This window comes from Rheinheimera pacifica (assembly GCF_024809855.1).
Classification (GTDB): Bacteria; Pseudomonadota; Gammaproteobacteria; order Enterobacterales; family Alteromonadaceae; genus Alishewanella; species Alishewanella pacifica_A.
Genome location: NZ_JANUEM010000001.1, coordinates 54,219 through 70,924, shown reverse-complemented (window position 1 = coordinate 70,924; position 16,706 = coordinate 54,219). Strand labels below are relative to the sequence as shown.

Sequence of the window (16,706 nt, the reverse complement as noted above, 5' to 3'; positions counted from 1 at the left end):
GTCAGTGTCTGGCTGCCGGTGCAGCCTGCGTTATAACTGTCAAAATGTGATGTTCGAGGATAACCACAATGAGTGATACTACAGCCACTTCAACCGGCCAAAAGCAAACCCACGGCTTTCAGGCAGAAGTGAAACAGCTATTACAGCTGATGATCCATTCACTGTATTCCAATAAGGAAATTTTTCTGCGTGAGCTGGTGTCAAACGCCTCTGACGCAGCCGATAAACTGCGTTTTCTGGCATTGTCAGATGGCAGCCTGTACGGTGATGATGGCGAGCTACGTGTTCGCATCAGCTTAGACGAAAAAGCCCGTACCTTAACTGTTAGTGATAATGGTATAGGTATGACCCAGGATGAAGTAATAAGCCACCTGGGTACTATTGCCAAATCCGGTACCAAAGAATTTTTCTCACAATTATCCGGCGATCAGGGTAAAGACTCCAAGCTAATCGGCCAATTTGGTGTGGGCTTTTATTCTGCGTTTATAGTAGCGGATAAAGTTACTGTGCGTACCCGTAAAGCCGGTGCTGCCGCCACTGAAGCCATTGAATGGGAATCAGCTGGCGAGGGTGATTACAGTATTACGCCGATCAGTAAAGAAACGCGCGGTACTGATATTGTGCTGCACCTGCGTGAAGGCGAAGATGAGTTTTTAAGTCGCTGGAAAGTTGAGAGTATCGTTACCAAATATTCTGACCATATTAGCATTCCGGTTGAATTATGGCAGGAAGAACAACCAGAACGTGATGGTGCTGAAGGCGAGAAAATTGCTGCAGTGCCAGGCCACTGGCAGGCTGTCAACAAAGCTACTGCTTTGTGGACGCGTGATAAATCCGATATTAAAGACGAAGAGTACCAGGAGTTTTACAAGCATATTTCGCACGACTGGAACGAGCCGTTAAGCTGGAGCCACAATAAGGTTGAAGGTAATAATAATTACACCAGCCTGTTATATGTGCCGAAAAAAGCGCCGTTTGATATGTGGAACCGCGATGCACAACACGGCCTGAAACTGTATGTACAGCGCGTGTTTATTATGGATGACGCTGAGCAGTTTATGCCAAGTTATCTGCGCTTTATCAAAGGTGTACTGGATTCAAGTGACTTACCACTGAACGTATCACGTGAAATTCTGCAAGACACCAAAGTAACCCAGGCACTACGTAAAGGCTGCAGCAGCAGGGCATTGAAGATGCTGGAAAAACTAAGCAAAGATGCTGAGCAATATCAGGCATTCTGGGCTGAGTTTGGTCAGGTGTTAAAAGAAGGCCCGGCCGAAGATATGGCTAACAAAGAGCAAATTGCTGCTCTGCTGCGTTTTGCCTCTACCCATAATGAAGGCAGTGAGCAAAATGTGGCGCTGGCGGATTATGTCAGCCGTATGAAAGAAGGTCAGGATGAGATTTATTATATCGTCGCCGACAGCTTTGCTGCTGCTAAGCACAGCCCGCACTTAGAAGTATTACGCCAAAAAGGCCTGGAAGTATTACTGCTATCCGATCGTATCGACGAGTGGCTGGTACAGCACCTGACAGAGTTTGATGGTAAGAAACTACGCTCAGTTGCCAAAGGTGGCCTGGATTTATCCAAGCTGGATGATGAGCAAACCAAACAGGCACAGCAAGAAACCGAAAAAGCTTTTGCTGATGTGCTGAGCCGCTTTAAGACGGCACTGGGTGAGCAGGTTAAAGATGTAAAAGTCAGCCATCGTTTAACACAAAGCCCAGCCTGCGTGGTAACTGACGAGTTTGACATGAGCACGCAGATGATCAAGTTAATGGAGTCAGTTGGTCAGAAAGTGCCGGATGTGAAGCCGATTTTTGAGCTTAACCCGGAGCACCAGCTGGTTAAGCGTATTGCTGATGAGCAAGATGAAGACCGTTTTAAACAATGGGCTGAAGTGTTACTGGATCAGGCGTTGCTGGCTGAGCGCGGTAATTTAAAAGATCCTGCATCCTTTGTTGCCAGGCTTAACAGCCTGTTATTGTCTTTAGCGAAGTAACCGTATCACCTTTGCTGCAGCCGCATAGCTGCGGCAAAGGTCTTATCAGCAAACATAGTTTCTTCAGCCTTTATCCTATCTATATTTTAATCTGCTTCTATACTTTCAACAGCTTACCGGTAAGTTAGCAAGGAGCAGTATATGTTTGATTTCTGGCGTAATATGGGTTTTGGCAGTCGGCTTACTGTTATTATGGTCAGCTTGCTGCTTGTGTCTATTCTGGTACTAACCAGCCTGGTATTTGTTGAATACCGTAATTCGCAAACCCGTGCCGTGGTCAATAGCTTACAAACTACCAGCGAACTTAACGCTGAGGCATTTACCGATTGGCTGCTGGTACGTCAGGACGAAATGCGTTACCTGGCTAAACTGCCACAAAGCCAGCAATTGCAATTAAGCGATGTCAGCACGCTGATGCTACAGTTGGTCCAGGCACAAGGCTATTATGATACGATCTTTCTGGTATCGGCTGCAGGCAGAGGCATGGCTGGCGTAAGCTTTGCCAATGGCCAGGCCCGGCTACTTAGCAGTACTGAGGCAAATGATTTTAATGTGGCAGACCGTGACTGGTTTAAGCAGGCTATAAGCGGGCAAGATACATTTTCGCAACCGATAGTATCGCGGGCTACCGGTAACCGTATCAGCACTATTGCTATCCCTGTGCGGCATAATAATGAGATTGTTGCGGTAATGCGCGGGGCGGTGCAGCTAAGCACTGTGTTTAGCAAAGTGAATGAACTGAGCCGTAACGATTATACCGAGGTTTATCTGCTGGACGGTGAGGGCAAAGCCATTACACCTGCTGCTTCAATCCGTGATACTGAGCAGGCACTGCAAACGGCAGCGGCAGATGCGATACGGCAAAAACAAAGTAATGTTGGCCAATACAACAATGCGGCCGGAATCGCTGTGATCGGCAGTTACAGCTACATCCCGATGTTAGGCTGGGGCCTGGTTTTAGAAAGCCGCGAGCAGGAAGCGCTCAGCGAGGTTCAGGAAATGCTCTGGACGCTGGTGCTTATTTCGTCAGTGGTACTGATTATCGCTGTGGTGGTGTGTATCAGCCTGGTGCGCAGTATTACCCGTACTTTGGGCGGCGAGCCAGGCTACACCGCTAATATTGTACATAAGGTTGCCAATGGCGATCTTACCGCAGATGTTGAGCTTAAAGCAGGCGACAGCTCAAGCTTACTGGCATCTATCCACCTTATGCAGCAGAATTTGCGTACTATGTTGCTGCAAATTCGTGATTACTCTGATCAGGTTGCGGCTGCCGCCACCGAGCTATCGCAAATTAATGAACAAACCCAGCAAGGCATTGAACTACAGAACAGCGAAATTAGCAGCTCAGCAGTGGCAATGAACCAGATGACAGCCTCATTGGAGGAGGTGTCGCGCAATACCCAGCAGGCTGCGGGAGCTGCTGATGCAGCAGAAAAAGAAACGCAGCAGGGGCAACAGGTTGTTAGCCAAACAGTGCAGGATTTGTCGTTGTTATCGCAAGAAGTAAGCCGGGCGGCTGATATTATTAACCACCTGAAACAAGACAGCGACCGCATCGGTAGTATCTTGCAGGTAATTGAAAGCATAGCTGAGCAAACAAATCTGCTGGCATTAAATGCTGCTATTGAAGCGGCACGGGCAGGTGACACCGGCCGGGGCTTTGCTGTGGTAGCAGATGAAGTGCGTACGCTGGCCTGCCGCACCAAAGACTCCACCACTGAAATACAGCAAATGATTGAGAAACTGCAACGCGGCACTGATAACGCCGTGCAGGCAACTAACAAAAGCGAGCTGGCAACCCGTAAAACAGCCGAGCAGGCAGGTAAGGCTGGTGAAGCGTTAACCTGTATCAGTAGCGCGGTATCACTGATTAATGACACCGCCCAGCAAATTGCCAGTGCAACCGAACAGCAAACTACCGTATCTCGCGATCTGAATAAGAATTTACACCGCATAAGCGATGTTGCTTACCAAACGGCTGATAATGTTACTCAGTCTACACAAGCCAGTGAGTCACTGGCCGGTTTGGCTGAGCAACTGAAAGGCCTGGTGGCGCAGTTCAGGGTTTAATCTATTACAACTTTAGTCGATATAAGCGGGGTTTATCTGGCAGAAAAACTGCTATTTTCTGAAGTTTGAGCAAAAAAAACGTAGAGAGAGCCGTCTTTACACAGCTGTACGACTAAAAGCCAATGAAATAGCCAGACCAGTTGGCATGGCAAGACAAACTTCTTGTTTCAGGCAGCACATTATGTAAAGATCCAGCCTTTATTATTAATGGATCAATCCCAGAACATGAGGGTGTTGCTATGCGCATAATTTTGTTGGGTGCCCCTGGTGCCGGAAAAGGAACTCAGGCTCAGTTTTTAATGAGTAAATATGGCATTCCACAAATTTCTACCGGTGATATGCTGCGCTCTGCTATTAAAGCCGGTACTGAACTTGGTTTAGCGGCGAAGCAGGTAATGGACGCGGGCCAACTGGTATCAGACGATATCATTATCGGTTTAGTAAAAGAGCGCATCGCCGAGCCGGATTGCAGCAAAGGCTTTTTGCTGGATGGCTTCCCACGTACTATTCCGCAAGCCGATGCTATGAAAGAAAAAGGCATTGTGATTGATCATGTTATTGAGTTTGATGTACCGGATGAAGTCATTGTTGAGCGTATGAGTGGCCGGCGTGTACACCCTGCATCAGGCCGTGTTTACCATATTCGCTACAATCCGCCAAAAACGGCAGGCAAAGACGATGTTACCGGCGAAGAGCTGGTGATCCGGGCTGATGACGTAGAAGAAACAGTGCGTAAGCGTTTGGCTATTTATCACGAACAGACAGAGCCATTGGTTGGTTATTACCGCGCTGAGGCTGAAGCGGGTAACACCCGTTATCATCATATTGATGGTACTAAAGCCGTTGAGGCTGTTACCAGTGAGCTGGCCAGCTTACTAAGCTAATACAGCAAACGCCGCCATACAGCAAAAAGCCCTGATTATTCAGGGCTTTTTTGTGGCCTAAATAAGGTTGCAGTTAAGCAACTTTTTCAGCATTTAATAATTGCGTAGGCGTTTGTGCAGTACTACTGCCAATGCTGATTTTACGTGGCTTTAAAGCTTCAGGTACTTCACGCACCAGCTCTATATGCAACAGACCATTAGCCATATGGGCACCGGTAACTTTGATATAGTCTGATAACTGGAATTTGCGTTCAAAGTTACGCTCTGCTATACCCTGATGCACAAAACGGCGACCATCGTCTTTACCGGCTTTCTGGCCTTTAACCAGCAAGGTGTTATGTTCGGTTTCAATGCTCAGCTCCTGCTCGTCAAAGCCGGCAACTGCCATGGTAATACGGTACTGATCCTCGCCGGTTACTTCGATATTGTATGGTGGGTAAGCGGGCTGCTTTTCATTGCGTGCAGCGGCATCCATTAAATTAGCCAGGTGATCAAAACCAATAAATGAGCGGTAAAACGGAGTTAAATCAATATTTGTCATAACCAATTCCTCATTAGCAAACAGGTGTTGTGTTGCCCTTCGGTTGAACGGGCATTTAACTTAACCAGCACAGCGGCTGGTCACTTTCAGGTGCCGTATCCGGCCACCTGCACTGTTAATAAGGTCGGTCAGTAAAATTTCAAGTTTTGGGCCGGATATTTTTTAATACCGGCCCGGGTACCTTGTCAGCTTTTGCTGATTATCTGCTGCAGCGCATTTAGCGCAGCGTCATAGTCAGGTTCTTTTGCCAGCTCATCTACCATTTGCTGGTATACCAGCTTGCCTTCGTTGTCGATAATAAGTACGGTACGTGTCAACAAGCCCATATCTTTAATCAACAAACCATAGTTACTGCCAAAATCACGCCATACGGCATCAGACAGTACTACCAGTTTGTCAATTTGCTCTTGCTGGCAATAGCGTTTTTGCGCGAAGGGCAGGTCGGTGCTAATAGTCAGCAGCACTACATCTTCAGGTAGTTTAGCTACCTCTGTATTAAAGCGTTTAGTTTGCAGTGAACAAATGCCGGTATCTACACTGGGTACTACACTTATCAGCACAGTTTTGCCTTTAAAATCTTTCAGCTCTGTTTGCTTAAAACCAGCGTCAACGACTTTAAAGGCCGGGGCTTTTTTTCCTACTTCAGCTTTTTTACCCAGCAAGACAATTTGTTGCTCTCCCGCTTTAACTTTACTCAGGCGTTCGGGCAGCCTTTCCTGCAGATCTACCGCACCAGCCAGAGTGCTTAAACTGAGTAAGCAGCCTGCTATGACTAATTTACGGCTGGTAAAAGATAATGCAGACATGATATAGCTCCTGTTAATATAGTTGGCGTAATAGTAATCAGCTGGCACACAACATATTTCCGTGCCTGATGCACGAACCGAGTATTTCAGTCTAGACTGAAATGAAGCCTGTACGAAGTGAGAAGCCGATGACCACTGCGGTATTAATTTGTGACGATTCTAATCTGGCCCGTAAACAATTAGCCAGAATACTACCACAAGAGTGGCAAGCGAACTTATTTTTTGCCGGCCATGGCGCTGAAGCGCTGGACGCCTTGCTGCAGCACAATATTGACTGGTTTTTCCTTGATTTAAACATGCCGGTGATGGATGGCTACGAAGTGTTGGCTGAACTGAAAAAACGCCAGCTGAATGTCAGGGTTGTTGTGGTGTCCGGCGATGTGCAGCCTGAAGCCTTTGAGCGGGTAAAAAGCCTGGGCGCTCTCGATTTTATCCGCAAGCCGGTAGACGCCGGGAAGATCCGGCAGCTTATGCAGCAACATGCTATTGCTCATACAGTACCTGCAGAAACCGGCAGCAATAAAAAAGCGGGCCCGGTTACTGCAGAGCTTGGTGCGGAAATGCGTGATGTATTGCAAGAGCTGACCAACGTGGCAATGGGGCAAGCCGGTAATTTGCTGGCACGGTTGTTAAATGTATTTGTAAAACTACCTATCCCGAATGTGAATCTAATCGAAGTCAGTGAACTGCATATGGCGCTGGCATCAGTAGAGCAGGAGTCTTCTACGTCAGCTGTGTGCCAGGGCTTTATCGGTGGTGGTGTATCGGGTGAGGCACTGCTGATACTGAATGACTCCAGCTTTAAAGATATTGCCCGGCTAATGAATTACCAAGGTGCGCTGACAGTAAAAGTTGAGCTGGAATTGCTGATGGATATTGCCAACATACTGATCGGCGCCGTACTTAAAGGATTAGCAGAACAAATTGATATGAGTTTCAGCCAGGGGCATCCGGTAGTGCTGGGGCAGCATGCACCGGTTAGCGAGTTGATCAGAGCCAATGCCAAGCGCTGGCGTAAAACGTTGGCAATAGAAGTAAGTTATGGTATTGAAAACTATAATATCAATTGCGATTTATTATTACTTTTTACGGAGGACAGCCTGAAAACCCTGAATTATAAAGTTGCTTTCTTGCTGGAGGAGTAGTGATGTCAGAAACAGCGATTGAGGTATCTGAGATCCATTGGCTGATGGATATGTTCCAGACCGTTGATGTCGGGCTTGTCGTGTTAAATTGCGACTATCGTATTCAGGTGTGGAATGGTTTTATGGAAAATCATAGTGGCTTAACGCCACGCCAGGTGCGTGACAGTTACCTGTTTGACTTATTCTCTGAAATTGATGAGGACTGGTTACGGCGTAAATGTGATCCGGTTATCCTGTTGAAAAACCGGGCTTTTACAATTTGGGAGCAACGGCCTTATATTTTTAAATTCCGTAATTACCGGCCTATTACCGGTAGTGCTGAATATATGTATCAGAACTGTACTATTTTTCCGCTATCAGACGCGCGCGGCCAGGTAACCCACCTGTGTTTTATCATTTATGATGTCACTGATGTGGCTGTAAGCCGTATAGAGTTAGAGTCGATGAACGGCCGTTTACAGCAACTGTCAAAAACCGATTTCCTTACCCAGCTATTTAACCGCGGTCATTGGGAAGAAAGCCTGGACCAGGAATATAAGCGTTTGCAGCGTTACCCGCACCAAAGCACTCTGCTGATGTGCGACATTGATCACTTTAAACGTGTTAACGATACTTACGGTCATTCTGCCGGCGATGCAGTGATCCAGCAAATTGCAGATGCAGTGCGCAAAACCCTCAGAGCTACTGATATTGCCGGCCGTTACGGCGGTGAAGAATATGCCATTTTATTAGTGGAAACCAATCTGGAGCAGGCAGCTCACCTGGCTGAAAGGCTGCGTAAATCAGTTGAGCAACTGTCGATTAAATACAACAGCCAGATATTAAAGGTAACGCTTAGCATCGGCCTGGCTGAACACAATAAAAACATGGCAAACTACCGCCAATGGCTGGAGGCGGCAGATAAAGCTTTGTACCGCTCTAAAGCCGGCGGGCGCAACAGAGTTACCTGCTACAGCCCGTTAGACGAATACTCAACCGCCAAGTAGTGCAGGTTCAGGGCAGCTGTGCAGTAACTCTGTACTGCCATCAGCGTTTTGTTGTTCCAGATAAACGGTAAAACCCCATAAGCGGTGTAGGTGCTTAAGTACATGCTCCATACTACCTGCCAAAGGAATACGGTTTTGTGGTACATAATGTAGTGTTAGTGAGCGGTCGCCGTTTAAGTCGACATTATGCACCTGGATATTCGGTTCTATCTGGCTCAGGTTATATTGCTGCGATAACATTTGCCGTATGCGCTGATAACCCTCGGCATTGTGAATGGCAGCCACTTCTAAACTGCCTTCTTCGTCATCATCGACAATGGCAAATAAGTGAAAATCACGGATCACTTTAGGCGACAGATACTGGCTGATAAAGCTCTCATCTTTAAAGTTCTGCATAGCAAAGTGCAGGGTTTCCAGCCAGTTACTGCCTGCAAGATCCGGAAACCACTCTTTATCTTCGGCTGTGGGCGCTTCACAAATGCGGCGGATATCAGTAAACATGGCAAAACCCAGCGCATAGGGGTTAATGCCGGAGTAATATTTGCTGTTGTATTCCGGCTGTGCTACCACATTGGTATGGCTGTGCAAAACCTCCAACATAAAACGGTCACTGACTTTACCTTCATCATACAGGTGCTGCAAAATAGTGTAATGCCAAAATGTGGCCCAGCCCTCGTTCATTACTTGCGTTTGTTTTTGCGGATAAAAATACTGCGAAATTTTACGTACTATCCGCACAATTTCACGCTGCCAGGGTTTTAGCAGCGGGGCATTTTTTTCAATAAAGTAGAGGATATTCTCCTGCGGCTCTGACGGAAAACGGCTTTTATGCTGTGTTGTACTGGCAGTTTTTACCGGTATGGTGCGCCATAAATCGTTTACCTGAGACTGCAGATAGGTTTCGCGCTCGTGCTGGCGTTTTTGCTCTTCATCCAGAGAGATCTTTTGCGGCCTTTTATAGCGGTCTACGCCGTAGTTCATTAGCGCATGGCAGGAGTCGAGCATATCTTCTACGTCGCTGATACCATACTTTTCTTCACACTGGCTGATATAGTTTTTGGCAAACACCAGGTAGTCGATAATAGAGCCGGCGTCGGTCCAGGTTTTAAACAGGTAATTATTTTTAAAAAAAGAGTTGTGGCCGTAGCTGGCATGGGCCATCACCAGCGCCTGCATGGTAATAGTGTTTTCTTCCATCAGGTAGGCAATACACGGGTTGGAGTTAATAACTATTTCATAGGCCAGGCCCATATAGCCGCGCTTATAATTTTGCTCGGTCTGGATAAATTTCTTGCCATAAGACCAGTGATGGTAACCCAGCGGCATACCGACACTGGAATAAGCATCCATCATTTGCTCTGCGGTAATAACTTCAATCTGGTTAGGATAAGTATCAAGCTTATAGTGTGCTGCAACACGGGCAATTTCCTGATGATAGGCATCAAGCAGCTCGAAGGTCCAGTCCGGGCCATCTGGTAAACAAGAGTTTATTTTCGTTTTTGCTTTGGCCATAAAAACCTCACTGCAAAGTCAATTGCGTTTAAGCGGCTTGCCTTTTAAACAGCTCGCGAAACACCGGGTAAATATCACTGACTTCTTTAATATGCTGAATGGCAAAATTGTCATGCACCGGCAGCAGCTTTTCATATTCCTGCCACAGGCTTTGGTGGGCTCTGGGCGTAATTTCAATGTATGCATAGTAACGTAGTAGCGGCAGCAACTTGTTAGCCAGCAACTCGGCACAGGGAGCGCTGTCGTCAGTCCAGTTATCGCCATCAGATGCCTGGGCGGCATATATATTCCACTCTACCGGGTTGTAGCGCTCCTGCACTATGTCATACATCAGTTTTACTGCGCTGGACACTATGGTGCCGCCGGTTTCCTGTGAATAAAAGAACTCCTGCTCGTCCACTTCTTTAGCCTGGGTATGATGGCGGATATACACCACTTCGACATTTTTGTAGCTGCGGCTTAAAAACAGATATAGCAGGATATAAAAACGCTTGGCCATATCTTTGGTGGCCTGGTCCATAGAGCCGGATACATCCATCAGACAAAACATTACGGCTTTGCTGGTTGGCTCCGGCCGTTTTTGAAAGTTACGAAAGCGTAAATCAAAGCTGTCGATAAAAGGCACGGCAGCAATGCGTTGTTTTAGTGCGTCAATCTCGTTAATAATACTGCGCAACATTTGCTGATCCGGCACCGGTTCACGCTCCAGCGCACTCAGCTGCTGCTCCAGTTCACGCAGCCGGGCTTTTTTATCGGCAGTCATGGCAACACGCCGCGCCAGAGAGCCGCGTAACGAGCGCACTATATCAATGTTGCTTGGCACACCTTCAGAGCGGTAACCAGCCCGTACATTTTTGTATTGCACCAGTTTATCTAACTGGTTTTTTCGCAGGTTGGGCAGCTCTAAATCTTCAAATAACAGATCCAGATATTCATCTTTGGAGATAGAAAAGACAAAATCGTCGCTGCCTTCGCCGTCATTGGCTGGATCGCCTGTACCTCCGCCCTGGCCTGCACCGCCTTGTGGCCGCTTAATGCGATCGCCCGGGCTGAACTGATCATTGCCCGGATGCACTATTTGTCTGCGGCCGCCTTTACCCTGATGAAAAAACGGCTCAGTAATATCTTTGCTGGGTATAGTGACATTTTCACCGCTGCTAATGTCGGTAACGCTGCGCTTGCTAATGGCATCCGATACTGCTTTTTTAATTTGTTGCTTGTAGCGGCGAATAAAGCGCTGGCGGTTTACCGCGCTTTTATTCTTGCCATTGAGCCGTCTGTCTATAAAGTGCGCCATACTACCTCCGGCTTACGTTACTGCGATTTACGTACGCGCAGATACCACTCTGACAACAATCTCACCTGCTTACGGGTATAGCCTTTTTCCATCATCCGGTTGACAAAATCATCATGTTTTTTCTGATCATCGGTTGAGGTTTTGGCGTTAAACGAAATAACCGGCAACAACTCTTCTGTGCTGGAGAACATTTTTTTCTCTATCACAGTGCGCAGCTTCTCGTAGCTGGTCCAGGTTGGGTTTTTGCCGTTGTTTTTCGCTTTGGCTCTAAGCACAAAGTTAACTATTTCATTGCGGAAATCTTTCGGGTTACTGATGCCTGCAGGTTTTTCAATTTTTTCCAGCTCGGCGTTCAGGGCTGAGCGGTCAAATAGCTGGCCGGTTTCCGGATCACGATACTCCTGATCCTGGATCCAGAAATCAGCATAAATCACGTAACGATCAAAAATATTCTGCCCATACTCGGAATAGGATTCCAAATACGCGGTTTGAATTTCTTTGCCGATAAACTCAATGTATTTGGGGATCAAATAACCTTTTAAATGCTCCAGGTAGCGCTCTGCTACATCGGCAGGGAATTGCTCACGCTCTATCTGCTGTTCCAGTACATAAAACAAGTGCACCGGGTTGGCGGCCACTTCAGTGCTATCAAAGTTAAATACCCGCGATAAAATTTTAAATGCAAAACGGGTAGATAAGCCTGTCATGCCTTCATCAACCCCGGCGTAGTCACGATATTCCTGATACGATTTTGCCTTAGGATCGGTATCTTTTAAGCTTTCACCGTCATAAACCCGCATTTTGGAGTAAATGCTGGAGTTATCGGGGGTTTTTAACCGGGATAACACAGCAAACTGGGCCAGAGAACTTAAGGTGCCCGGCGCACAAGGGGCAGTATTCAGCTCGCTGTGTTCCAGTAGCTTCTGGTAAATACGTTTTTCTTCGCTAACCCGCAGGCAGTAAGGTACTTTTACAATGTAAACCCGGTCAAGAAAGGCTTCATTGTTTTTGTTATTGCGAAAGGTTTGCCACTCAGATTCGTTGCTGTGTGCCAGTATAATGCCGTCAAACGGCAACGCCGCTAAGCCTTCGGTACCATTGTAGTTACCCTCCTGCGTTGCGGTCAGTAACGGGTGCAGTACCTTTATCGGCGCTTTGAACATTTCAACAAATTCCATCAAGCCCTGATTAGCGCGGCAAAGTGCACCGGAGTAACTGTAGGCATCGGGGTCATTCTGGGCGAAATGTTCCAACTGGCGGATATCCACTTTACCTACCAGTGAGGCAATATCCTGATTGTTTTCATCACCGGGTTCGGTTTTGGCAATAGCCAGTTGATCCAATATAGAAGGATACTTTTTTACTACCTTAAACTGGCTGATATCGCCGTTATACTCGTGCAGCCGCTTGCTGGCCCAGGGCGACATAATGTTACGCAGGTGGCGCTTAGGAATGCCGTATTCCTGCTGCAGAATATTACCATCTTCGTTAACGTCGAACAGGCACAGCGGATGGTCGTACACCGGCGAGCCTTTTAAATAATAAATCGGAATTTGCTGCATTAAATGTTTCAGCTTTTCAGCCAGTGACGACTTACCACCACCCACCGGGCCAAGCAAATATAAAATTTGTTTACGCTCTTCCAACCCTTGCGCCGAGTGCTTCAGGTAAGACACAATTTGTTCGATGGCATCTTCCATACCATAAAATTCAGAAAATGCCGGATAGCGTGCTATGACCCGGTTTGAGAACAGTCTGCTTAACTGGGGGTCTTGCGCGGTATCGGTCAGTTCAGGTTTACCTATAGCCAGCAATAAACGCTCTGCTGCACTGGCATAGCAGCTTTTATCGTTTTTGCATAACGCCAGGAATTCCTGGATGCTATATTCTTCTTCTTTCGCAGCTTCGTAGCGTGATTTATAGTGCTCGAAAATACTCATATGCACCTCCAGCTTTTAAACATCGGGAAAGGGTGGCAGCCAAGCTGTTATCTTAAGGTTAGACAGTAAAGCGGATTCCCGCCTGACTAATTGACAGAAAAATCTATAAATTTCTTTAGGCTATCGTTGCCGGGCGTAAACAGGTTTAGTTGGCTTATTACATGAAAGTGTAAAGCTGGGCAGACAAAAAACCCGGCATATGCCGGGCTCGTTCAATACAGTTAAGTATTACTTGGCAAAGTTTTCGCTGGCAAATTTCCAGTTAACCAGTGCCCAGAATGCATCCAGATAAGTAGGGCGGGCATTGCGGTAGTCGATGTAGTAGGCGTGTTCCCATAAATCTACAGTCATTACCGGCGTTACGCTGGTATCGGTTAATGGTGTAGCAGCGTTGCTGGTATTAACGATATCCAGGCTGCCGTCAGCTTTTTTCACTAACCAGGTCCAGCTTGAACCAAAGTTGTTCACGGCTTTGTCGTTAAAGGCGGTTTTAAATGCAGCAAAAGAGCCCCATTTGGCATTGATAGCGTCGGCCAGTGCACCTGTTGGCTCGCCACCACCATTTGGTGATAAACAGTGCCAGTAGAAAGTGTGGTTCCATACCTGAGCTGCGTTGTTGAAAATGCCACCTTCAGAGGTACGAACGATATCTTCCAGTGATTTACCGGCAAAAGGCGTGCCTTCAATCAAACCATTTAGTTTTACCACGTAGGTGTTGTGGTGCTTGCCGTAATGGTATTCCAGAGTTTCTGCGGAAATGTGTGGCGCTAACGCGTCTTTTGCATAAGGTAATGCTGGTAATTCAAAGGCCATTGTTGTTCTCCGTTGGCGTTGTTTATGATGTCTGCATGGCGTAGACTACAAAACCTGACTAAAATACTCAAGTTTTACAGTATTGCTTATTGGCTGATCCAGTGTAGTCGGCTGTGATAATCAGCGCTTAAGGTCGTAGCAACAGAGGTGGGGATTTTTTCTCAGATCTCAAGTGCCAGTTACGACAGAACAGCGTAAAATGTCTGCCAATCTGAAAATGCTTATGGTGTGAGGTGTTAATGGAAACGTTAGATAAAATTAAGCAGCAAATTGCTGAGAACCCAATTCTGTTATTTATGAAAGGTTCGCCTAAATTCCCAAGCTGCGGTTTTTCGGCGCAGGCTTCACAGGCACTGATTGCCTGTGGTGAACAATTTGCTTTTGTAGACATTCTGCAAAACCCGGACATCCGTGCTGAACTGCCAAAATATGCCAACTGGCCTACTTTTCCACAGCTGTGGGTAGAGGGTGAGCTGATTGGTGGTTGTGATATCGTGCTGGAGATGTTTCAGCGTGGTGAGCTGCAGCCGCTGATCAAAGAAACGGCCGCTAAACATAAAACCGATACGCCAGCAGAGTAAACTCTTGTGGTAGTAAATATAAAGGCCGCTTCTTATTGCGGCCTTTATATTTTGCTGGCTATGCTGCGCTCTGGCAGCTTAAGATTTACACCTGCTCAGATGTTTCTTCGCTGGCCTCTTCCAGTGCTTGCGCCAGCGGCCAACCGCCCAGCTGTTTCCAACTGTTTACAATATAACAAAATAGCTCGGCAGTACGTTCAGTGTCGTATAAAGCGCTGTGTGCTTCTTTGTTGTTAAATTCAATACCTGCAGCCTGGCAGGCTTTGGCAAGCACCGTTTGTCCCAGGGCTAATGCCGACAAACTGGTGGTGTCGAATGACACAAAAGCATGAAAAGGTGAGCGTTTAAAGTTAAGCCTTTCTACGGCGGCGTTAAAAAAGCTCTGATCAAAGGCGGCGTTGTGCGCCACGATAACACTGCGCTGGCAGTCGGCGTCTTTTTGCGCTTTGCGCACGGCTTTACATATTTCTGTAATAGCTTCACGTTCTGACACTGCGCCACGCAATGGGTTAAACGGATCTATACCGTTAAAGGCCAATGAGCTGGCATCCAGATTAGCGCCTTCGAAGGGTTCAACGTGAAAATGCAGCGTTTGCAGCGGAATTAAATTGCCGTTGTCATCCATATCCAGCAAGGTGGCGGCTATTTCCAGTAAAGCATCTGTTTTTGCATTAAAGCCTGCGGTTTCCACGTCGATAACTACAGGGTAGTAACCGCGGAAGCGTTGTGCCAGCTGTGATCTTGGTTGTGTCATAACATCGCCAGTTTGCCAATCAGCGGCTATTATGCCAAAGAATTGCTTCAGCGTCTTGTTGCGGCATAGTGTTTGCTTAACATAAAGCCAATTTGTCATAAATTGCTTACCGACAGTGGTGGAAAGCCAGAAAATGCGAACTTTATTAGTGATCAGCAGCCTGTTGTGCAGTACCAGCGTATTGGCACAGCCACAACTGCGTCAATATTCTGCCAGTATTGAGCAATCAGTGTGGCAGCTAAGTAAAAACACCCCGCTGGAGTGTCAGCTGCAGCACGAAATTCCGCAGTTTGGCCAGGCGGTATTTCGCAGTGTAGCCAGCAAAGGGCTGAACTTAGATTTTGAGTTACAAATGCTACGTCTGCCTGATAACTACGGCTTAGCTGAGGTGTTGTCAGTACCACCGGCCTGGCGGCCGGGCACGCCGGCTAAAGCAGTGGCCAGTATGAAGTTGTTAAAGCAATACAATGGCGATCTACCGAAAAAAACAGCCTGGACGTTACTGACAGAACTGGAGCAGGGTTTTAGCCCGACGTTTTACTTCAGTGACTGGTACAGCCCTTACGACAAAGTGGTAGCCGCGATGAACCCGGTGCAGTTTCCGGCAAATTACCATCAGTTTAATCAGTGCGTGTCGCGTTTATTGCCGTATGGCTTTGATGATATTGCTTTTACGGTACTGCGATATGAAAGCGGTGGTGACCAGTTAACCCGGGAATCTGAGCGCAGGCTGGCACAAATAGCTGAATACCTGAAGTATGATCAGGATATCGACTATGTTGAAATTCAGGGGTACACCGATAGTTATGGCGGGCGCTGGATGAACGAGCAGTTATCGGTAAAACGGGCAGAGAAAGTAAAAAGCTTTTTTGTTGCCGCCGGGCTAAGCGCAGATAAAGTTCAGGTAGAAGGCTTTGGTGAACGCCGCCACGTCGCACCAAACGATACTGCGCTGGAGCGTAAACAAAACCGCAGGGTAGTGCTGCAGTTGACTAAGCCTTAACCAAGAAGCTTTAACCGGTTTAGTTTTGCACCATCACATCAACCTGGCGCCAGTTATCACGGCTTGAAATCAGCACCCGTACCTGGTTGCCATTCAGGGTAAAGTATAAATGTTCACGGCCATACCGGGTTTGGCTTGAATTGGGCTGCCCCAGTTGCTGAATATAAAAATCGCGCAGTGCGGTGTTGCTTTGCTGGCTGAAGTAACTGAGCACCGCTGGCAATTTATTGTCAAGCCGGGCAAATTCACGGGCATCTTCCGGCAGCGGGATTTGGTAAAAATCTTTAGCGGCAACGCTCTGCCCGTAACTCAATAACGCCAGACATAATAAAACGGCTAGACGCATGTTTTGTCCTTACTTTTATTGA

Annotated in this window: 15 protein-coding genes; 7 read left to right on the top strand and 8 right to left on the bottom strand. The window is 47.1% G+C overall.

Features of this window, described 5'->3' with window-relative positions; genetic code table 11:
* Window positions 1-68: 68 nt before the first annotated feature.
* The 3 genes from htpG (at window position 69) to adk (ending at window position 4,960) form a co-directional block, all read left to right on the top strand.
* On the top strand, window positions 69-2,003 hold the full coding sequence (gene htpG / locus M2404_RS00345) for a molecular chaperone HtpG (protein ID WP_259237468.1): 1,935 nt from the start codon (window positions 69-71) through the stop codon (window positions 2,001-2,003).
* Between the two features lie 141 nt (window positions 2,004-2,144).
* Window positions 2,145-4,076, top strand: a complete 1,932-nt coding sequence (locus tag M2404_RS00340) for a methyl-accepting chemotaxis protein (RefSeq protein ID WP_259237466.1) — start codon at window positions 2,145-2,147, stop codon at window positions 4,074-4,076.
* Window positions 4,077-4,315: 239 nt separating this feature from the next.
* Entirely contained in the window at window positions 4,316-4,960 is a 645-nt protein-coding gene (adk, locus tag M2404_RS00335; RefSeq protein ID WP_215396415.1) for an adenylate kinase, read from the top strand.
* A gap of 73 nt (window positions 4,961-5,033) precedes the next feature.
* On the opposite strand, the gene M2404_RS00330 is transcribed toward adk, so the two are convergent.
* Together M2404_RS00330 and tpx are read right to left on the bottom strand one after the other, a co-directional pair.
* The gene (locus M2404_RS00330) at window positions 5,034-5,501 is read right to left on the bottom strand and encodes an Hsp20 family protein (protein ID WP_259237462.1); all 468 of its coding nucleotides are present in this window, start codon (window positions 5,499-5,501) and stop codon (window positions 5,034-5,036) included.
* Window positions 5,502-5,686: 185 nt separating this feature from the next.
* Window positions 5,687-6,307, bottom strand: coding sequence for a thiol peroxidase (gene tpx / locus M2404_RS00325; RefSeq protein WP_259237460.1), 621 nt, complete (start codon window positions 6,305-6,307; stop codon window positions 5,687-5,689).
* A gap of 128 nt (window positions 6,308-6,435) precedes the next feature.
* Between tpx and M2404_RS00320 the strand changes: the two genes are divergently transcribed.
* Both M2404_RS00320 and M2404_RS00315 read left to right on the top strand, forming a co-directional pair.
* Complete coding sequence (locus M2404_RS00320) at window positions 6,436-7,452, top strand: response regulator (protein ID WP_259237458.1); 1,017 nt, start codon at window positions 6,436-6,438, stop codon at window positions 7,450-7,452.
* Window positions 7,453-7,454: 2 nt separating this feature from the next.
* Complete coding sequence (locus M2404_RS00315) at window positions 7,455-8,438, top strand: sensor domain-containing diguanylate cyclase (RefSeq protein ID WP_259237457.1); 984 nt, start codon at window positions 7,455-7,457, stop codon at window positions 8,436-8,438.
* Here the strand turns inward: M2404_RS00315 and M2404_RS00310 are convergent.
* The 4 genes from M2404_RS00310 to sodB all read right to left on the bottom strand — a co-directional run bounded on the left by M2404_RS00310 (window position 8,424) and on the right by sodB (window position 14,000).
* Window positions 8,424-9,950: a SpoVR family protein gene (locus tag M2404_RS00310; RefSeq protein ID WP_259237455.1), complete on the bottom strand. Its 1,527-nt coding sequence runs from the start codon at window positions 9,948-9,950 to the stop codon at window positions 8,424-8,426. The two genes, M2404_RS00315 and M2404_RS00310, sit on opposite strands and share 15 nt — an antisense overlap.
* A 28-nt stretch (window positions 9,951-9,978) precedes the next feature.
* The gene (locus M2404_RS00305; RefSeq protein WP_259237453.1) at window positions 9,979-11,247 is read right to left on the bottom strand and encodes a YeaH/YhbH family protein; all 1,269 of its coding nucleotides are present in this window, start codon (window positions 11,245-11,247) and stop codon (window positions 9,979-9,981) included.
* 17 nt (window positions 11,248-11,264) lie between these two features.
* Complete coding sequence (locus M2404_RS00300; RefSeq protein WP_259237451.1) at window positions 11,265-13,187, bottom strand: PrkA family serine protein kinase; 1,923 nt, start codon at window positions 13,185-13,187, stop codon at window positions 11,265-11,267.
* 228 nt (window positions 13,188-13,415) lie between these two features.
* Window positions 13,416-14,000: a superoxide dismutase [Fe] gene (sodB, locus tag M2404_RS00295; protein ID WP_068232260.1), complete on the bottom strand. Its 585-nt coding sequence runs from the start codon at window positions 13,998-14,000 to the stop codon at window positions 13,416-13,418.
* 239 nt (window positions 14,001-14,239) lie between these two features.
* On the opposite strand from sodB, the gene M2404_RS00290 reads away from it, so the two are divergent.
* Window positions 14,240-14,581 carry a Grx4 family monothiol glutaredoxin gene (locus M2404_RS00290; RefSeq protein ID WP_215396409.1) on the top strand — a complete coding sequence of 114 codons (342 nt, stop codon included), beginning with the start codon at window positions 14,240-14,242 and terminating at the stop codon, window positions 14,579-14,581.
* An 85-nt stretch (window positions 14,582-14,666) separates the two neighbouring features.
* Here M2404_RS00290 and rnt read toward each other — a convergent pair whose 3' ends face one another.
* Window positions 14,667-15,335, bottom strand: a complete 669-nt coding sequence (rnt, locus tag M2404_RS00285) for a ribonuclease T (protein WP_259237442.1) — start codon at window positions 15,333-15,335, stop codon at window positions 14,667-14,669.
* A gap of 133 nt (window positions 15,336-15,468) precedes the next feature.
* Between rnt and M2404_RS00280 the strand changes: the two genes are divergently transcribed.
* The gene (locus M2404_RS00280) at window positions 15,469-16,338 is read left to right on the top strand and encodes a flagellar protein MotY (protein ID WP_259237440.1); all 870 of its coding nucleotides are present in this window, start codon (window positions 15,469-15,471) and stop codon (window positions 16,336-16,338) included.
* Window positions 16,339-16,357: 19 nt separating this feature from the next.
* Here M2404_RS00280 and M2404_RS00275 read toward each other — a convergent pair whose 3' ends face one another.
* Window positions 16,358-16,684, bottom strand: coding sequence for a hypothetical protein (locus M2404_RS00275; RefSeq protein WP_259237439.1), 327 nt, complete (start codon window positions 16,682-16,684; stop codon window positions 16,358-16,360).
* Window positions 16,685-16,706: the final 22 nt, after the last annotated feature.

What these genes read in the sequence shown, in the direction of transcription:
- M2404_RS00320 (WP_259237458.1), top strand. Translation starts at nt 6,436, where the DNA reads ATGACCACTGCGGTATTAATTTGTGACGATTCTAATCTGGCCCGTAAA.
- M2404_RS00275 (WP_259237439.1), bottom strand. Translation starts at nt 16,684, where the DNA reads ATGCGTCTAGCCGTTTTATTATGTCTGGCGTTATTGAGTTACGGGCAG.
- M2404_RS00310 (WP_259237455.1), bottom strand. Translation starts at nt 9,950, where the DNA reads ATGGCCAAAGCAAAAACGAAAATAAACTCTTGTTTACCAGATGGCCCG.
- tpx (WP_259237460.1), bottom strand. Translation starts at nt 6,307, where the DNA reads ATGTCTGCATTATCTTTTACCAGCCGTAAATTAGTCATAGCAGGCTGC.
- htpG (WP_259237468.1), top strand. Translation starts at nt 69, where the DNA reads ATGAGTGATACTACAGCCACTTCAACCGGCCAAAAGCAAACCCACGGC.
- M2404_RS00290 (WP_215396409.1), top strand. Translation starts at nt 14,240, where the DNA reads ATGGAAACGTTAGATAAAATTAAGCAGCAAATTGCTGAGAACCCAATT.
- rnt (WP_259237442.1), bottom strand. Translation starts at nt 15,335, where the DNA reads ATGACACAACCAAGATCACAGCTGGCACAACGCTTCCGCGGTTACTAC.
- sodB (WP_068232260.1), bottom strand. Translation starts at nt 14,000, where the DNA reads ATGGCCTTTGAATTACCAGCATTACCTTATGCAAAAGACGCGTTAGCG.
- M2404_RS00280 (WP_259237440.1), top strand. Translation starts at nt 15,469, where the DNA reads ATGCGAACTTTATTAGTGATCAGCAGCCTGTTGTGCAGTACCAGCGTA.
- M2404_RS00340 (WP_259237466.1), top strand. Translation starts at nt 2,145, where the DNA reads ATGTTTGATTTCTGGCGTAATATGGGTTTTGGCAGTCGGCTTACTGTT.
- adk (WP_215396415.1), top strand. Translation starts at nt 4,316, where the DNA reads ATGCGCATAATTTTGTTGGGTGCCCCTGGTGCCGGAAAAGGAACTCAG.
- M2404_RS00300 (WP_259237451.1), bottom strand. Translation starts at nt 13,187, where the DNA reads ATGAGTATTTTCGAGCACTATAAATCACGCTACGAAGCTGCGAAAGAA.
- M2404_RS00305 (WP_259237453.1), bottom strand. Translation starts at nt 11,247, where the DNA reads ATGGCGCACTTTATAGACAGACGGCTCAATGGCAAGAATAAAAGCGCG.
- M2404_RS00330 (WP_259237462.1), bottom strand. Translation starts at nt 5,501, where the DNA reads ATGACAAATATTGATTTAACTCCGTTTTACCGCTCATTTATTGGTTTT.
- M2404_RS00315 (WP_259237457.1), top strand. Translation starts at nt 7,455, where the DNA reads ATGTCAGAAACAGCGATTGAGGTATCTGAGATCCATTGGCTGATGGAT.